13 protein-coding genes and 1 pseudogene are annotated in these 16005 nt (G+C 71.7%); 4 read left to right on the plus strand and 10 right to left on the minus strand.

All coding sequences use genetic code 11. The features are described from left to right. Positions 1-11: 11 nt before the first annotated feature. The 4 genes from E4U91_RS25665 to E4U91_RS25680 form a co-directional block, all read right to left on the minus strand. Complete coding sequence (locus E4U91_RS25665) at positions 12-920, minus strand: amino acid ABC transporter permease (RefSeq protein WP_137309008.1); 909 nt, start codon at positions 918-920, stop codon at positions 12-14. Continuing rightward, on the minus strand, positions 917-1582 hold the full coding sequence (locus E4U91_RS25670) for an amino acid ABC transporter permease (protein ID WP_137310997.1): 666 nt from the start codon (positions 1580-1582) through the stop codon (positions 917-919). The genes E4U91_RS25665 and E4U91_RS25670 overlap by 4 nt, the downstream gene beginning before the upstream one ends. A 117-nt stretch (positions 1583-1699) precedes the next feature. Then, the gene (locus E4U91_RS25675; protein ID WP_137309009.1) at positions 1700-2542 is read right to left on the minus strand and encodes a glutamate ABC transporter substrate-binding protein; all 843 of its coding nucleotides are present in this window, start codon (positions 2540-2542) and stop codon (positions 1700-1702) included. A gap of 148 nt (positions 2543-2690) precedes the next feature. Beyond that, entirely contained in the window at positions 2691-3467 is a 777-nt protein-coding gene (locus E4U91_RS25680; RefSeq protein WP_137309010.1) for an amino acid ABC transporter ATP-binding protein, read from the minus strand. Between the two features lie 326 nt (positions 3468-3793). Here E4U91_RS25680 and E4U91_RS25685 point away from each other — a divergent pair, with 326 nt between their 5' ends. Beyond that, a complete protein-coding gene (locus E4U91_RS25685) occupies positions 3794-4480 on the plus strand; it encodes a response regulator transcription factor (RefSeq protein WP_137309011.1) in 687 nt (228 codons plus the stop codon). A gap of 9 nt (positions 4481-4489) precedes the next feature. Next, entirely contained in the window at positions 4490-5899 is a 1410-nt protein-coding gene (locus E4U91_RS25690; protein WP_137309012.1) for a HAMP domain-containing sensor histidine kinase, read from the plus strand. Positions 5900-5921: 22 nt separating this feature from the next. Here E4U91_RS25690 and E4U91_RS25695 read toward each other — a convergent pair whose 3' ends face one another. The 3 genes from E4U91_RS25695 to E4U91_RS25705 all read right to left on the minus strand — a co-directional run bounded on the left by E4U91_RS25695 (position 5922) and on the right by E4U91_RS25705 (position 8741). Further along, positions 5922-6920, minus strand: a complete 999-nt coding sequence (locus E4U91_RS25695; protein WP_137309013.1) for a TAXI family TRAP transporter solute-binding subunit — start codon at positions 6918-6920, stop codon at positions 5922-5924. A gap of 101 nt (positions 6921-7021) precedes the next feature. Beyond that, entirely contained in the window at positions 7022-8251 is a 1230-nt protein-coding gene (locus tag E4U91_RS25700; protein WP_241678684.1) for a cation:proton antiporter, read from the minus strand. Between the two features lie 4 nt (positions 8252-8255). Further along, a complete protein-coding gene (locus tag E4U91_RS25705) occupies positions 8256-8741 on the minus strand; it encodes a cation:proton antiporter regulatory subunit (protein ID WP_067241937.1) in 486 nt (161 codons plus the stop codon). Between the two features lie 129 nt (positions 8742-8870). Between E4U91_RS25705 and E4U91_RS25710 the strand changes: the two are divergent. After that, positions 8871-9866: pseudogene (locus E4U91_RS25710) on the plus strand (sensor histidine kinase); the annotation flags it as partial. Between the two features lie 299 nt (positions 9867-10165). After that, positions 10166-10846, plus strand: a complete 681-nt coding sequence (locus tag E4U91_RS25715; protein WP_137309014.1) for a response regulator — start codon at positions 10166-10168, stop codon at positions 10844-10846. A gap of 42 nt (positions 10847-10888) precedes the next feature. On the opposite strand, the gene E4U91_RS25720 is transcribed toward E4U91_RS25715, so the two are convergent. The 3 genes from E4U91_RS25720 to E4U91_RS25730 all read right to left on the minus strand — a co-directional run bounded on the left by E4U91_RS25720 (position 10889) and on the right by E4U91_RS25730 (position 15759). After that, positions 10889-12019 carry a lytic polysaccharide monooxygenase auxiliary activity family 9 protein gene (locus E4U91_RS25720; RefSeq protein WP_137310998.1) on the minus strand — a complete coding sequence of 377 codons (1131 nt, stop codon included), beginning with the start codon at positions 12017-12019 and terminating at the stop codon, positions 10889-10891. A 199-nt stretch (positions 12020-12218) separates the two neighbouring features. Beyond that, positions 12219-14450 (minus strand): glycoside hydrolase family 3 N-terminal domain-containing protein, encoded by a 2232-nt coding sequence (locus tag E4U91_RS25725; RefSeq protein ID WP_137309015.1) that lies wholly within the window; start codon positions 14448-14450, stop codon positions 12219-12221. A 175-nt stretch (positions 14451-14625) separates the two neighbouring features. Next, entirely contained in the window at positions 14626-15759 is a 1134-nt protein-coding gene (locus E4U91_RS25730) for a glycoside hydrolase family 12 protein (protein WP_137309016.1), read from the minus strand. Between the last annotated feature and the right edge of the window lie 246 nt (positions 15760-16005).

Consider the following 16005-nt stretch of genomic DNA (forward strand, 5'->3'; position numbering starts at 1 on the left):
TTGATCGGACGTCAGATACTTCCGCCCGCACCGGTGCCGAACGTCCCGCCGACCGCCGCCGGGTTGAGCTCCTCCATGTCCTCCGCGCCGAGCACCGCGCCGGTGCTGCGCTTGCTGCGCCGCAGGTAGCGCTCCAGCCAGCTCGCGAAGCTGGTGAGGATGAAGTTCAGGACGATGTACATCGCGGCGACCACGATGAAGCTCGGGATCACATTGGCGTAGTTGGCCGCGAGCGTGCCGCGCGCGTTCAGCAGCTCGGTGAAGCCGATCATCACACCGCCGAGCGCGGTGTCCTTCACGATGACCACGAGCTGGCTCACGATGGCCGGCAGCATCGCGGTCACGGCCTGCGGCAGCAGGATGCTGGACATCGTCTGGCCCTTGCGCAGACCGATCGCGTACGCGGCCTCCGTCTGCCCCTTGGGGAGCGAGAGGATGCCGGCCCGGACGACCTCCGCGAGGACCGCGGCGTTGTAGAGCACGAGGCCGGTGACGACCGCGTACAGCGGCCGGTCCGCGCTGCCCACGTTCGTGGAACGGGAGTAGAACTCGTTCGCGAACAGCATCAGCAGCAGGACCGGGATCGCCCGGAAGAACTCCACCACCGTGCCGGACACGGCCCGCACCCAGCGGTGGTCGGACAGCCGGGCGATGCCGAAGACCGCGCCCAGGGGCAGGCCGATCACCATGGCCAGGGCCGCCGCCTTGAGGGTGTTGACCAGACCGGGCAGGAGATACGTGGTCCACGCCTCGGACTCGGTGAACGGCTTCCACAGGGCGGACGTCAGCTGGTTCTTGTCGTCCATCGTCCGGTAGATCCACCACAGGAGGAGGGCGAGCAGGACGAAGAAGACGACGGACAGGACCACGTTGCGCCGCTTGGCGCGGGGGCCCGGGGTGTCGTAGAGGACCGAACTCATCGCTTCACCGCCAGTCGCTTGCTGAGCCAGCCCAGGATCAGGCCGGTCGGCAGGGTCAGGACCACGAACCCGAAGGCGAAGACGGCGCCGATGAGCAGGGTCTGGGCCTCGTTCTCGATCATGGTCTTCATCAGGGCGGCGGCCTCGGCGACGCCGATGGCGGCGGCCACGGTGGTGTTCTTGGTCAGGGCGATCAGCACATTGGCCAGCGGCCCGATCACCGAGCGGAAGGCCTGCGGTAGCACGATGAGCCGGAGGGTCTGGCTGAAGCCGAGCCCGATGGCGCGGGCCGCCTCCGCCTGGCCGACGGGGACCGTGTTGATGCCGGAACGCAGTGCCTCGCACACGAACGCCGCGGTGTAGGCGACGAAGCCGAGGACCGCGAGCCGGAAGCCCTGGGACTTGAAGTCGTCGGTGCCCAGGGTGACGCCGAAGATGTCGGCCAGGCCGAGTGAGGAGAACAGGATGATCACCGTCAGCGGGATGTTGCGGACGATGTTGACGTAGGCCGTGCCGAACCCGCGCATCAGCGGGACCGGGCTGACCCGCATCGCGGCCAGCAGGGTGCCCCAGATCAGCGAGCCCACGGCGGAGAGGGCGGTGAGCTTCACCGTCATCCAGAACGCCCCGAGGACGTCGTAACCTTCAAGAAAGTCGAACACGATCTCCCGCGCTTCCGGGTGGGTGACGTAGGGGGAGGGCATGGCGCGCCGCCGCCGTGATCGCGACGGGCGGCGGCGCGCACGGGGAACCCTGCGGGTCCGGGCGGCGGCCCCGGATTACTTGACGATCTGGCCGATCTTCGGGGCCGGCTCGTTCTTGTAGTCCGCGGGACCGAAGTTGGCGTCGACGGCCTTCTGCCAGGAACCGTCGCTCACCATCTTCTCCAGCGCCTTGTTGATCTTGTCGACGGTGGCGGTGTCGCCCTTCTTGACGCCGATGCCGTAGTTCTCGTTGCTGAGCTTCAGACCGGCGAGCTTGAACTTGCCCTTGTACTGGTCCTGGGAGGCGAAGCCGGCGAGGATCGAGTCGTCCGTGGTGACCGCGTCCACGGCACCGCTCTGCAGGCCGGCGATGCACTCCGAGTAGCTCGAGACCTGCTTGAGGTTGGCCTTCGGGGCGATGGTCTTCTGCACGTTCTGCGCCGACGTCGAACCCGTGACGGAACACAGGTTCTTGCCGTTCAGGTCCGTGCCCTTGCTGATCTTCGAGTCCTTCTTGACCAGCAGGTCCTGGTGCGCCAGCAGGTACGGGCCCGCGAAGTCCACCTTCTGCTTGCGCTCGTCCGTGATCGAGTACGTGGCGACGATGTACTTCACGTCACCGCGCGCGAGGGCGTTCTCGCGGTCGGCGCTCTTGGTCTCGACGAACTCGATCTGGTCGGGCTTGTAGCCGAGCTCCTTGGCGACGTACGTGGCGACGTCGACGTCGAAGCCGGCGAAGGAGCCGTCGGGCTTCTTCAGGCCCAGACCGGGCTGGTCGTACTTGATGCCGACCTTGACCTTGCCGCCGCCGCCCGAGCCGCTGCTCGAGCTGTCGTCGTCGTTGCCGCCGCAGGCGGTGGCGGCCAGGGAGAGGGCGAGCACGGCTGCCGAGGCGGCGGTGACCTTGCGGAGCTTCATGGTGAACATCCTTCGAGTTGTCAGATGCGGGCCGTCGATGCGGGTGACGCGGGTCGCCGGGCGCGGATCGCGCGGCGCCGTGGGGCCGGACGGGCCCGGGGCCGGCGGTGCGGGCCACGGGCCGGGACGTACGGCGTCCCGGACGGCGTCAGTGGTGCAGGATTTTGGACAGGAAGTCCTTGGCGCGGTCGCTGCGCGGGTTGCTGAAGAACTGGTCGGGCGCAGCCTCTTCCACGATCCGGCCGTCCGCCATGAAGACCACACGGTTTGCAGCCGATCGTGCGAAACCCATCTCGTGGGTGACGACGATCATCGTCATGCCGTCGCGGGCGAGCTGCTGCATGACTTCCAGCACCTCGTTGATCATCTCGGGGTCGAGGGCCGAGGTCGGCTCGTCGAAGAGCATGACCTTCGGACCCATCGCCAGTGCCCGCGCGATGGCCACGCGCTGCTGCTGGCCGCCCGAGAGCTGCGCGGGGTACTTGTCGGCCTGGCTGGCCACGCCGACCCGGTCGAGGAGGGCACGCGCCTTCTCCTCGGCTTGCTTCTTGTCGCTCTTGCGGACCTTGATCTGGCCCAGCATCACGTTCTCGAGCACGGTCTTGTGCGCGAACAGGTTGAAGGACTGGAAGACCATGCCGACGTCGGCGCGCAGCCGGGCCAGCTCCTTGCCCTCCTGCGGCAGGGGCCTGCCGTCGATCGTGATCGTGCCCGAGTCGATCGTCTCGAGGCGGTTGATGGTCCGGCACAGGGTCGACTTCCCGGACCCGGAGGGCCCGATCACGACCACGACCTCGCCGCGGGCGATCGTCAGATCGATGTCCTGGAGCACGTGCAACGCGCCGAAGTGCTTGTTGACGCTCTTCAGGACGACCAGGTCGCCGGTCGCGGCCACGTCTTCCTTGGCCACCGATACGTCGGTCATCGCTCTCAGGCTCCGTCCTTCTCGGTTTCGGAGGACAGTAGTAACCCGCCACGACCAGCGTCATTACATCTGAGGGAGATCTGAGCATCACGATCCGATAGCAATCGGACACGTGTCGTAGCTCGGGCGGTACGCGTGCGTATCGGCCGGATAACGGTAGGGGCGCGCAACCGGAAGCCACTTGACGGCGTCCTCGTCCATCGGCGTGACTGCCATGGTGCACGCGCGCGTGCACGCGGAGTTGCGCGCGTCCGGGGACCCGAGGTCCTTCGTACCGGGCGGAACCGTACACACGATGAAGGCACGAGGGACAGGAGGAGGCCGGCATGAGACTGCTGCTCGTCGAGGACGACAACCACGTCGCCGCCGCGCTGTCCGCGGTGCTGAAGCGGCACGGCTTCGACGTCACGCACGCGCGCAGCGGCGAGGAGGCCCTCCAGGCGCTCGTCCCCGAGGGCCCCGGCTTCGGCGTCGTCCTGCTCGACCTGGGCCTGCCCGACCAGGACGGCTACGAGGTCTGCGGCAAGATCCGCAAGCGCACCAGCACCCCGGTGATCATGGTGACGGCCCGCTCCGACGTGCGCTCGCGCATCCACGGCCTCAACCTGGGCGCCGACGACTACGTGGTCAAGCCGTACGACACCGGCGAGCTGCTGGCCCGCATCCACGCGGTCAGCCGGCGCACCGTCGCCGAGGAGCAGGTCACCGGCGCCGAGGACGCGCTGCGGCTCGGACCCGTGCACATCGAGCTGCCCACCCGGCGGGTCACCGTGGACGGCACGGTCGTCCAGCTCACCCGCAAGGAGTTCGACCTGCTCGCCCTGCTCGCCCAGCGGCCCGGCGTGGTCTTCCGCCGCGAGCAGATCATCAGCGAGGTCTGGCGCACCAGCTGGGAGGGGACCGGCCGCACCCTGGAGGTGCACGTCGCCTCCCTGCGCGCCAAGCTGCGCATGCCCGCGCTGATCGAGACCGTACGCGGCGTCGGGTACCGGCTCGTCGCCCCGGCCGCGTAGCGGGGACCGTTGCGCACACGTCTCCTGCCGCTGCTGATCGTCCTGATGGCGGCCGTGCTCCTCGCCCTCGGCGTGCCGCTCGCCGTCAGTGTGGCCGGGGCCCAGCAGCAGAAGGTGATCGTCGACCGGATCGACGACACCGCGCGCTTCGCGGCGCTCGCGCAGTTCGTCACGGCACCCGCCGAGACGCCCGGGGACACCGCCCGCTCCCTGGACGAGCGGCGCAGAACCCTGGCCCGCGAACTCGACAACTACTACGAGGTGTACGGCATCCGCGCCGCGGTCTTCTACCGCACCGACACGCCCATGGCCCACGCGCCGCGGGACTGGTTCCTCCCCGGGGCGGGCGAGGTGCGCGACGCGTTCGAGGAGGCGCGGCTCAGCCGGCGCAGCCACGACCCGCAGCAGGTGTGGCCCTGGCAGCACCGGCACCTCGTGGTCGCCTCACCGGTCGTCCGGGACGGCGACGTCGTCGCCGTCGTGGTGCTCGACTCGCCCACCGGTCCGATGCGTGCGCGCATCCTGCACGGCTGGCTGCTGATCGGCGCCGGTGAGATCGCCGCGATGCTGCTCGCCATCGGTGCGGCGCTCCAGCTCACCGGCTGGGTGCTCAAACCGGTGCGCGTCCTCGACGCCACCACCCACGACATCGCCACCGGGCGGCTGAAGTCCCGCGTCGCCGTGGGCGGCGGCCCGCCGGAACTCAGACGGCTGGCCCGGTCGTTCAACGAGATGGCAGACAACGTCGAGGACGTGCTGGAGCAGCAGCGCGCCTTCGTCGCCGACGCCTCGCACCAGTTGCGCAACCCGCTCGCGGCGCTGCTGCTGCGCATCGAACTGCTGGCCTACGAACTCCCGGAGGGCAACGAGGAGATCGCCTCCGTCCAGGCCGAGGGCAAGCGCCTCGCCCAGGTCCTGGACGACCTGCTCGACCTGGCCCTGGCCGAGCACACCGAGGCCGACCTGCGCACCACCGACATCGGTGCGCTGGCCGCCGAGCGCGTCGCCGCCTGGGCGCCCACCGCCCGGGCCAAGGGCGTCGACCTGGTCGGCAACTGCCCGCCCGTGACCGGCTGGGCCGACCCGGTGGCCCTGTCCAGCGCCCTGGACGCGGTGATCGACAACGCCGTGAAGTTCACCCCGGACGGGGAGTGCGTCGAGGTGTCCGTCGCCGCCGACGGGGACAGCGTGACCGTCGTCGTCAGCGACAACGGACCCGGCCTGACCGACGAGGAGCTGGCCCGCGTCGGCGACCGCTTCTGGCGCAGCGGCCGCCACCAGAACGTCAAGGGCTCCGGCCTGGGCCTGTCCATCTCCCGGGCCCTGCTGGCGGCCGGCGGCGGCTCCCTGTCCTACGGCCACCACGAGCCGCACGGGCTGACGGCGACCGTGCGGGTGCCCCGGACGTCGGGGTCGTAGTCCCGCCCTCGGGGGACGTGGGTCAGGGCTTCACCGAGCGGTAGTAGCGGCGCGCGCCCTCGTGCAGGGGCAGCGGGTCGGTGTAGATGGCCGTGCGCAGGTCGACGAACTGGGCGGAGTGGACGTGGGAGCCGATCTCGTCGCGGCTGTCGAGGATGACGCGGGTCATCCACTCGGTGAGCCGGACGTTCACGTCGGCCCGGGTGATGAGCAGGTTGGACACCGCGATGGTCGGCACGGCATAGCCGTTCTGGACGGTGGGGTAGGCCGACTCGGGCATGCTCGTCGCGCGGTAGTGGCGCGTCGACTCGTCCTGGTCGTGCATCTTGGCCACGAGGTCGGCGTCGATCGGGACGAACCGGAAGGTGAACTCGTCGGCGAGGTCGCGCAGGCCGTTGGTGGGCACGCCGCCCGACCAGAAGAAGGCGTCTATCTTTCCCTGCTCCAGCTGCCGCGGGCCGGTGTCGATGCCGTCCGACGCCGGCTCGACGTCCTTGACCGGGTCCAGGCCCGCCGCCTGGAGCACCCGGTCCGCGATCAGGCGGACCCCCGAGCGGGGCAGCCCGGTCGCCACCCGCTTGCCGCGCAGGTCCGCGATCGTCCGGATGGGCGAGTCGCGCGGCACGACCAGCTGGACGTAGTCGTCGTACAGGCGGGCGACCCCGCGCAGCTCGGCCTTCGACTCCGGGTGCCGTGCTTCGTACGCCGCGACCGCGTCCGCCGCGGCGATGGTGAAGTCGGCGCGGCCGGACGCGACCCGCTCGACGTTGTCCTGGGAGCCGTTGCTGGTCTCCAGCCTCACCCGCAGGTCCGGCATGTCCTTGGCGAGCTCGGGCCGCAGTCGGCTGCCGTACTCCTGGTAGACACCGGCCCGCGTCCCGGTGCTGAAGGTGATCGTCCCGCCCGGCGGGTCCTCGCCGAGCGGCAGCAGCCACCACAGCAGCAGCCCGAGCACGACGACGCCGGCCCCGGCACCCTGGAGGGCGCGGCGCCTGCCGATCCGCGGGAACGTCCTGGACATGGGCGGGATCCTGCCAGGTGGGCGGGGTCGGTGACCAGGGCGGGGCTCACACGGCCCCGCGCCGCTGCCCGCGCGCGGAGGTGTCCTGGTGTGCGGCGTCCTCAGTCCCCGACCGACGTCTGTGCCGGCGTCTCCGTGCGCTCCACCGGCTCCTGCTCCGGCTCCCGGCGGGCGGCACGGCGCCGGCTCCACCCCAGGGCCAGCGGCTCGGTGTACCGGGCGGTGAGGGGGCCGACCACGACCAGGATCAGGACGTACGCCGTGGCCAGCGGGCCCAGGGACGGCTCGATGCCCGCGGTGACCGCGAGCCCGGCGATGACGATGGAGAACTCGCCGCGGGCCACCAGCGCACCGCCGGCGCGCCAGCGTCCCTTGACCGAGATCCCGGCCCGCCGCGCCGCCCAGTACCCGGTGGCGATCTTCGTCGCGGCGGTGACGGCGGCCAGCGCGAGGGCCGGCAGCAGCACCGGCGGGATGCTCGCCGGGTCGGTGTGCAGCCCGAAGAAGACGAAGAAGATCGCGGCGAACAGGTCCCGCAGCGGGCTCAGCAGCGTGTGCGCGCCCTCGGCGGCCTCACCGGACAGCGCGATGCCGACCAGGAAGGCGCCGACCGCGGCCGACACCTGCAGCTGCTGGGCGACACCGGCCACCAGGATGGTCAGGCCCAGCACCACGAGCAGCAGCTTCTCCGGGTCGTCACTGGAGACGAACCGGGAGATGACCCGGCCGTAGCGCACGGCGAGGAACAGCACGAGGCCCGCCGCGCCCAGCGCGATCGCGAGCGTCAGACTGCCCGCCGCGAGGCCGGCGCCCGCGACCAGCGCCGTGACGATCGGCAGGTAGACCGCCATCGCCAGGTCCTCCAGGACCAGGACGCTGAGGATGACCGGTGTCTCGCGGTTGCCGACCCGCCCCAGGTCGCCCAGGACCTTCGCGATGACCCCGGACGACGAGATCCAGGTGACGCCCGCCAGCACCACCGCCGCCACCGGGCCCCAGCCCAGCAGCAGGGCCGCCACCGCACCCGGCAGGGCGTTCAGCGCTCCGTCGACGAGGCCCGCCGGGTAGTGGGCCTTGAGGTTGGAGACCAGGTCGCTCGCCGAGTACTCCAGGCCGAGCATGAGCAGCAGCAGGATGACGCCGATCTCGGCGCCGGTGGCCACGAACTCCTCGCTCGCGCCCAGCGGCAGCAGCCCGCCCTCGCCGAACGCCAGCCCGGCCAGCAGGTACAGCGGGATCGGTGAGATCCGGAAGCGGCCGGCGAACCGGCCGAGCAGGCCGAGGGCCAGGATGATGGAACCGAACTCGATCAGCAGGACTGCGGAGTGCACCCGGTCACTCCCGTCCGAGGATCGCCGCGGCCGCGTCCACGCCCTCACGGGTGCCGATCACGATGAGCGTGTCACCGCCCGCGAGCCGGAAGTCGGGCGCCGGGGACGGGATCGCCTCGGCCCGGCGCAGGACGGCGACGACCGAGGCGCCGGTGTCGGTGCGCATCCGGGTCTCGCCGAGCACCCGCCCGTTCCAGCGGGAGGTCGCCGCCACCTCGATCCGCTCGGCCACCAGGCCGAGGTCCGTGGTGTAGAGCAGGCTGGCGCTGTGGTGCGAGGGCACCAGCGCGTCGATCAGCGAGCCCGCCTCGGCGCCGGTCAGCCGGACGGACTGGGCGCAGGAGTCGGGGTCGTCGGTCCGGTAGACGTTGACCGTGCGCGTGCCGTCGCGGTGCGCCACGACCGACAGGTGGCGCTGTTCGCGTGTCACGAGGTCGTACTGGACCCCGATACCCGGCAGCGGCGTCGCCCTCAGGCGTGGAGCAGACACGTTTCTTCCCCTTGCTGGTCGTGGTCGGTCGATGATGCGGAAGGTGGTCAGGGCCGCCATGCTGCCATCCGCCCGTACGGTGGAGACATGGGTGTCAGCACGGATGGACAGGGCCGACGGCGAGCGAACATGCTGGTCAGGGCCGTGCCATGGGTGAGGAGCGGGAAGGGAGGCGCCGGACGCGTGTCGCTGTTCTGGCGGATGTTCTCCCTCAACGCGGCCGGCCTGGTGGTGGCCGCCGCGCTGCTCCTCGGACCGGTCACCGTGTCGACGCCCGTGCTGCCCGCCGAGGCCATGGTCGTCGTCGTGGGGCTCGCCGTGCTGCTCGTCGTCCACGCGGTCGTCCTGCGCATCGGGCTCGCTCCGCTCGGGCGGCTGGGGCGGGCCATGGCGGCGGCCGACCTGCTCAGTCCGGGACGGCGGGCCGTGGTCGGCGGCCCGGTGGAGACGGCCGGGCTGATCACCACGTACAACGCGATGCTCGACCGGCTGGAGGCGGAGCGGGCCACCAGCGCGGGCCGGGCCCTGTCCGCGCAGGAGCGCGAGCGGCAGCGCATCGCCCGCGAACTGCACGACGAGGTCGGCCAGACCCTGACGGCCGTGCTGCTCCAGCTCAAGCGGGTCGCCGACCGGGTCCCCGCGGACCTGCGCGCCGAGGTCGGCCAGGCCCAGGACGCCACCCGGGCCGGACTCGACGAGGTCCGCCGCATCGCCCGCCGGCTGCGCCCCGGCGTGCTCGACGAGCTGGGGCTGCTCAGCGCCCTGCGCGCCCTGGCGGCCGAGTTCACCGAGCACGGCCTGACGGTCCGGCCCGAGCTGGGCCCGGCCCTGCCCCCGCTGACCCCCGAGGCGGAACTGGTCGTCTACCGGGTGGCGCAGGAGGCCCTGACCAACACGGCCCGGCACGCCGGCGCCGACCGCGCCGACCTGGTCCTGCGCCCGGTGCCGGGCGGCGTCGAGCTGGTCGTCCGCGACAACGGCAGGGGGCGGGGAGCGGCGCGGGAGGGTGCCGGGATCCGGGGGATGCGGGAGCGGGCGCTGCTGGTGGGGGCGCGCTTCACGCTGGGGTCGGCGGGCGGCGGTCCCGGTACGACGGCGGTGGCCGACGGACCCAGTACGGCTGGGGTGGCCGACGGACCCAGTACGACGGCTGCGGCGGCCGGCGATCCCGGTGCGCCAGGCGCGGCCGGCGGACCCGTTGTGCCGGGCCCGGTCGGCGGATCCGGAGCGCCGGGCGGCACGGAGGTGCGGCTGCGGGTGCCCTCGGCGGGGGAGGGCGCGGCCCGGGTGCCGGCGACGGTCCCGGCCGCCACCACACCGGTGACCGTGCCGGGACCGGGCACCGGGCCCGGGCGGGTGCCGGACGCGACCACCCCCGCGGACGGACGTCCGCCCCGCCGCCCCACCCCCGAGGGAGACACCCGATGACCGCCCCGATCCATGACCACCGGACGACCGCGCCGATCCGCGTGCTGCTCGCCGACGACCACACGCTCGTCCGGCGGGGGGTGCGGCTCATCCTGGACGCCGAGCCGGACCTGACCGTCGTGGCGGAGGCGGGGGACGGCGCCGAGGCCGTCGAACTGGCCCGGCGCGGCGGCATCGACCTGGCCGTCCTGGACGTCGCCATGCCCCGCGCGACCGGGCTCCAGGCGGCCCGTGAGCTGTCCCGGCGCCTGCCCGACCTGCGCATCCTGATCCTGACGATGTACGACAACGAGCAGTACTTCTTCGAGGCGCTGAAGGCGGGCGCGGGCGGGTTCGTGCTGAAGTCCGCCGCGGACCGGGACCTGGTGGAGGCGTGCCGGGCCGTCGTGCGCGACGAGCCGTTCATCTACCCGGGCGCCGAGCGGGCCCTGGTCCGTTCCTACCTGGACCGGCTGCGCCGCGGCGACGGCGTGCCCGCGCGGCCGATCACCGAGCGCGAGGAGGAGATCCTCAAGCTGGTGGCGGAGGGCCACACCTCGAAGGAGATCGGCGAACTGCTGTTCATCAGCGTCAAGACCGTCGAGCGGCACCGGGCCAACCTGCTCCAGAAGCTCGGCATGCGCGACCGGCTGGAGCTCACCCGCTACGCCATCCGGGCCGGCCTCATCGACCCGTGACCCGGCCGGGAACGGCCGGGTCACGGGGGGAACGATGCCGCGCTACGAGGTGACGCACCCGATGGATCCGACGGGCAGGTTGTTGCCCGTCGAGGTGGCGGTGAAGCCGAACGTCACGCTGCCGTCGGCCGGGATGACGCGGTTGTAGTCCATGTTGCGGACCGTCACCGTGCCGTCCGAGGCGGTGGACAGCGCACCGTTCCAGACACTGCTGATCTTGGTGCCGGTGCCCGGTTTCCAGGCCACGGACCAGCCGCTCTGCGCCGAGGTGCTGTGGTTCATGACCTCGACGGACCCCTGGAAACCGCCGCCCCAGGAGTTCTGCACGCTGTAGACGGCCATGCAGGAACCGGTGTGCGGGTCGGTCGGCGTGGACGTCGGGGTCGAGGTCGGGGTCGATGTGGGAGTGGACGTGGGAGTGGAGGTCGGGGTCGACGTGGGCGTCGGGGTGCTGCCGGAGTTGCGGATGCCGGTGACTTCGCCGTGGCCGCCGTCGAAGACCACGTCGGAGCAGGAGAAGAAGTTCTCCTGGCTGTCGGAGCGCACCCACTGGATGAAGATCATGGCGTCACCGGAACGGCCCGAGGGCAGCTTCATGTCCCAGTAGTAGTGGCCGCCGTCGGCGCCCGGCGAGCCCTGCTGCGGCGGGTTGGTGACGGTCTGGAACAGCTCCAGGTCGTTCCAGGCCAGCGGGGTGGTCGGCGACCAGCCCTGCTTGGTGACGTACACCCGGAAGTCGCCCGGGTGCGCGGCCCAGTTGCTGTACTGCGCCTGGATCGTCCCCCCGCTGGTCAGGTGGGTGCGCGGCCAGTCGGAGCGGGCCGCGTTGTACGCCTTGAAGTCGTACGGCGACTTGTTGCCGGCGCTGCACAGGGTGCCGTCCGGGACGTACCCCGCGCCCTTGCCGCCGGCGTTGGAGTCGAGGACGGCGAACCAGTTGTACAGCGCGGTCGAGCCGCTCTGGGCCAGGGCGTCCTTGCAGGCGGGGTTGGTCGGGTCGAGCGCGCCGTTGCCGGTGCGGGCGTCCAGGTAGCACAGGTAGGTGCGCGAGCCGGGCAGCATCGCCACCCCGTGCGCCTGTGCGCTGGACTCGGACAGTGCGATCAGCCCGAGCGCCGTCAGCAGGGTGGCCAGGGCCGCTGCCAGCGACGCGTAGAGACCGCGTCGGTTCATGTGCCGTTTCACGTGCTGTTCCACGTGCTGTTCTCCTTTCCTTGTCTCACGACGAGGAGTTGTCGAGCTCGGTGGGGGACGTCGAACGGAGAGGATCCGACCGTCGCGGGGCCCGTGGTGCCGGGCCTCGCGCAGGGGCGAACGATGGGAGCCCCGCCCGCCCGGGGAAGGTGCCACCCGGGCGGGCGGGGACGTCAGGTCAGCCGGCCGCGCAGTGCGGGGCCGGGGTGCCCGCCGTGCCGTTCGCCGTGAAGCCGAACGAGACGGTGGCGCCGGGGGAGAGTGAGCCGTTGAAGGCGGCGTTGCGCACGGTCGCCCGGCCCTGGGAGGTGGTCAGCGTGCCGTTCCAGAGGCTGGCGATCGTCGATCCGCCCAGGTCCCAGTCGACCGACCAGCCCGTCAGCGCGGCGGTGCCGGTGTTCTTGACCGTGACCTCCGCCTGGTACCCGCCCTGCCAGGAGGACACGGTGCGGAAGGCGGCGGTGCAGGCGCCGTCCGTGGGCGTCGGGGTCGGCGTGGGAGTGGGAGTGGGGGTCGGGGTCGGATCGGGGTCCGGCTGCGTGCCGCCGTACGTCAGCCCGTACCCGTAGGGGAAGAGCGGGACCTTGCCGTCGCCGTCGTTGACCGGCTCCTGCGCCGCGCTGCTCATCCAGCTCATCGGGAGCTTGCCGGTGGGGGCGTAGGCGCCGAACAGGACGTCGGCGACGCCGGCGCCCTCGGTGCCGGGCAGCCAGGCGGCCAGCAGCGCCTTCCAGTCGGGCAGTTGGGCGGCGACGTCCAGCGGCCGGCCGGACACCAGCACCACGACCACCGGGACGCCGCTCGCCTTCAGCCGGGCCAGGGTCTGCAGGTCCTCCTGGTCCAGGCCCAGGGACCCCGGGCGGTCGCCGCGGCCCTCGGCGTACGGGGTCTCCCCGACGACGGCCACGGCGGCCGTGTACCCGGAGCCGATGCCGTTGCCGTACCGGTCGTAGGTGACCTGGGACGGGTCGGAGACGGCGGCCCGGATGCCCTGGAGGATCGTCGTGCCGTCGGTGACCGCGCCGCTGCGGCCCTGCCAGCCGACGGTCCAGCCGCCGCTCTGGTTGCCGATGTCGTCGGCCGACTTGCCGGCGACGAACAGCCGGGCCGACTTCGGCAGCGGCAGGACGCCGCCGTCGTTCTTCAGCAGCACCTGCGAGGCGCGCACCGCCTGCCGGGCCAGCGAACGGTGCGCGGCCGAACCCACCGTGGCCGTGTACGACCGGTCGGTCAGCGGCTTCTCGAACAGGCCCAGCTGGAACTTCTTGGTGAGGATGCGCCGGTTGGCGTCGTCGATGCGGGCCTGCGGGACGCGGCCCGCGGTGACCTCGCCCCGCAGCAAACTCAGGAACTTCTTGTAGTCGTACGGGACCATCACCATGTCGACACCCGCGTTGACCGCCGTGGCGATCTCCGCGCCGGTGAACCCGGTCTGCCCGTCGAGCTGGTCGACCGCGGCCCAGTCGGAGACGACGAACCCGCCGAAGCCCAGCTCGCCCTTGAGGACGTCGGTCACCAGGTACTTGTTCGCGTGCGACCGCACCCCGTTCCAGCTGCTGTACGACAGCATCACCGCGCCCACCCCGCGGCGCACGGCCTCCTTGAACGGCGGCAGGTGGACGGCCCGCAGTTCGGCCTCGGACACCTGGGTGTCGCCCTGGTCGACGCCCCCGCTGGTGCCGCCGTCACCGATGTAGTGCTTGGCGGTGGCGAGCACGGAGGCGGGGCCCGCGCCCAGCGTCTGTCCCTGCAGTCCGGTGATGAACGTCGTCATGGCGGAGGGCAGTTCGGGGGTCTCGCCGAAGGACTCGTAGGTGCGGCCCCAGCGGTCGTTGCGCGCCACGCACAGGCACGGCGCGAAGTCCCAGTCGATGCCGGTGCCCGACACCTCCTCGGCGACCGCGTGCCCGATGTCCTGGACGAGGGCGGGGTCGCGGGTCGCGCCGAGGCCGATGTTGTGCGGGAAGAGCGTCGCCCCGCGGACCGCGTTGTGGCCGTGCACCGCGTCGATCCCATAGATCATCGGGATCGCGAGCGGCGTGGTCAGGGCGGTGCGCTGCAGGGAGTCGTAGGTGTCGGCCCAGGTCTGCGCGTTGTTGGGGCTGACGGTGGAGTCGCCGCCGGACAGCACCGAGCCGATGCGGTACGTGGCGAGGTCGGACTGCGGGACGAGGGAGTCCTTCTCGATCTGGGTCATCTGGCCGAGCTTGTCGTCGAGCGACATGCGGGCGAGCAGGTCGCCGACGCGATCGGCCACGGGTAAGGACGGGTCCTGGTACGGCAGGGCGGCCGCGGCCCGGGCGGTGGCCGCGGGCTCCGGCGGGGCGGCCCCGGTGCCGGTGGCGATCAGCGCCGTGACACACAGGGCGAGGACGGCCGACGGGCGGCGGCGGGTCAGCAGCGGGCTCATGCGGGTGGGCCTTTCCGGGGCGGGGTCCCAGGGGGCGGTGCCGTGCGGGACCGGGGCCCGCCCGTCCGATCGGCGGCGGCGGACGGGCGGACCTCCGGAGCGGTGCGCCGCGGTGCGGCGCGGTCCTGCGGGGCACGATGCGCGGCGGTGCGGGGCCGCGCGCATCGCACCCGGGTCACGCGGTGGTGCAGGCGGTGCCGTTCAGGGTGAAGCCGGTGGGCTTGGCGAAGGTGCCGCCGTAGGTGCCCTGGAACCCGAAGGACGTCTGGCCGCCGGGCGCGAGCTGGCCGTTGTACGCCAGGTTGCTCGCGGTGACCGAGCCCGAGGACGGCGACACGGTCGCGCCCCACGCGCTGGTGATCTGCTGGCCCGACGGCAGGGCGAACGCCAGCTTCCAGCCGTTGACCTGGGAGGAGCCGGTGTTGGCCACCGTCACGTCGGCGGTGAAGCCGCCCTGCCAGACGTTCGTGCCGTACGTCACCCGGCAGGCCGCGGGGCCGCCGGGGGTGCCCGGGTCGCCGCTGCCGCCGCCGGTGTTGACCGACGAGGAGAACGACGACACCGCGAGGCCCGCGCCGTTCTGCCACGGCTCGAAACCGGCCTGGACGCTGGTCAGGTACCAGTTGTTCTGGGCCAGGCCCCGGGAGACGGCCTGCCGGACGAAGTCCATGACGTCGAACGACCAGCTGCCGATCGCCGACGGGGCGACGAAGGACAGCACGTCGTTGGAGCCGTTGTTGCCGGACCACACCTGCCACTGGCGCCCGGCGACCGTGGCGGTGCCGACCTGCGAGCCGACCGGCTGGATGGAGCCCACCTTGTTGAACCACACCATGATCTCGGTGCGGTTCACACCGTCCTTGCGGGCGGTGGGGTCGAGCCAGATGTCGTAGGCGGCGTCGTACACGGCGTTGCTGACGTACGAGTACGAGATGGACGTGGGCGCACTGGAGATGCTGCTGAGCTGGGCCGGGAGGTTCGTGCCCGGCGAGCAGTTGGTGTAGTGGCAGCCGTTGAAGATCGACGGGTACGACTTCGGGGCGCCGTTCGTGGCCACCGAGCCGTCGGCCTGGGTGACCGTGAAGCCGGAGTCGCCGACGCTGATGCACTGGGTCTCGCTGGTGCCCCAGCGGTTGTTCTGGACGACGTAGCGGCCCTGGACGGTCGTGGAGCCGTACTGCTCGCAGATCGTGGTGGCCGCCTGGGCGGGCGAGGTGGTGGTGAGCAGCGCCGCGAGCACGGCGAGGAAGGTGAGCAGCGCGCCGAACAGGCCACGCGCTCGACGTGCATGGTGCATTGACGGTCGCATTGCGGTCCTCTTCGAAGGGATGGGGGGCCTGCGGGAGCGCTCCCACGATGCATAAATGGGAGCGCTCCCATTCCCTCGGTTCGGTTGGGACTGTAAGGAGTGGCTCATGTCCCTGACAAGACTTCTGACGGCGGTCCGTCGAAGTGACTTCGAAGCCGCAGGTCAGGGGGAGGGGCGGAAAAGGACTGACGGTGGGCGGAGATCGCTTGGGAGCGCTCCCGAAATGTTGCGAACGGGAAGGGGGTC

Origin of the sequence: Streptomyces lasalocidi (assembly GCF_005280215.1) — a bacterium.
GTDB classification, from domain to species: Bacteria; Actinomycetota; Actinomycetes; order Streptomycetales; family Streptomycetaceae; genus Streptomyces; species Streptomyces longwoodensis.

Excerpts from the sequence above, each read along its gene's own strand:
- E4U91_RS25675 (WP_137309009.1), bottom strand. The coding sequence starts at position 2,542 with ATGAAGCTCCGCAAGGTCACCGCCGCCTCGGCAGCCGTGCTCGCCCTC.
- E4U91_RS25695 (WP_137309013.1), bottom strand. The coding sequence starts at position 6,920 with ATGTCCAGGACGTTCCCGCGGATCGGCAGGCGCCGCGCCCTCCAGGGT.
- E4U91_RS25665 (WP_137309008.1), bottom strand. The coding sequence starts at position 920 with ATGAGTTCGGTCCTCTACGACACCCCGGGCCCCCGCGCCAAGCGGCGC.
- E4U91_RS25730 (WP_137309016.1), bottom strand. The coding sequence starts at position 15,759 with ATGCGACCGTCAATGCACCATGCACGTCGAGCGCGTGGCCTGTTCGGC.
- E4U91_RS25685 (WP_137309011.1), top strand. The coding sequence starts at position 3,794 with ATGAGACTGCTGCTCGTCGAGGACGACAACCACGTCGCCGCCGCGCTG.
- E4U91_RS25725 (WP_137309015.1), bottom strand. The coding sequence starts at position 14,450 with ATGAGCCCGCTGCTGACCCGCCGCCGCCCGTCGGCCGTCCTCGCCCTG.
- E4U91_RS25720 (WP_137310998.1), bottom strand. The coding sequence starts at position 12,019 with ATGAACCGACGCGGTCTCTACGCGTCGCTGGCAGCGGCCCTGGCCACC.
- E4U91_RS25715 (WP_137309014.1), top strand. The coding sequence starts at position 10,166 with ATGACCGCCCCGATCCATGACCACCGGACGACCGCGCCGATCCGCGTG.
- E4U91_RS25680 (WP_137309010.1), bottom strand. The coding sequence starts at position 3,467 with ATGACCGACGTATCGGTGGCCAAGGAAGACGTGGCCGCGACCGGCGAC.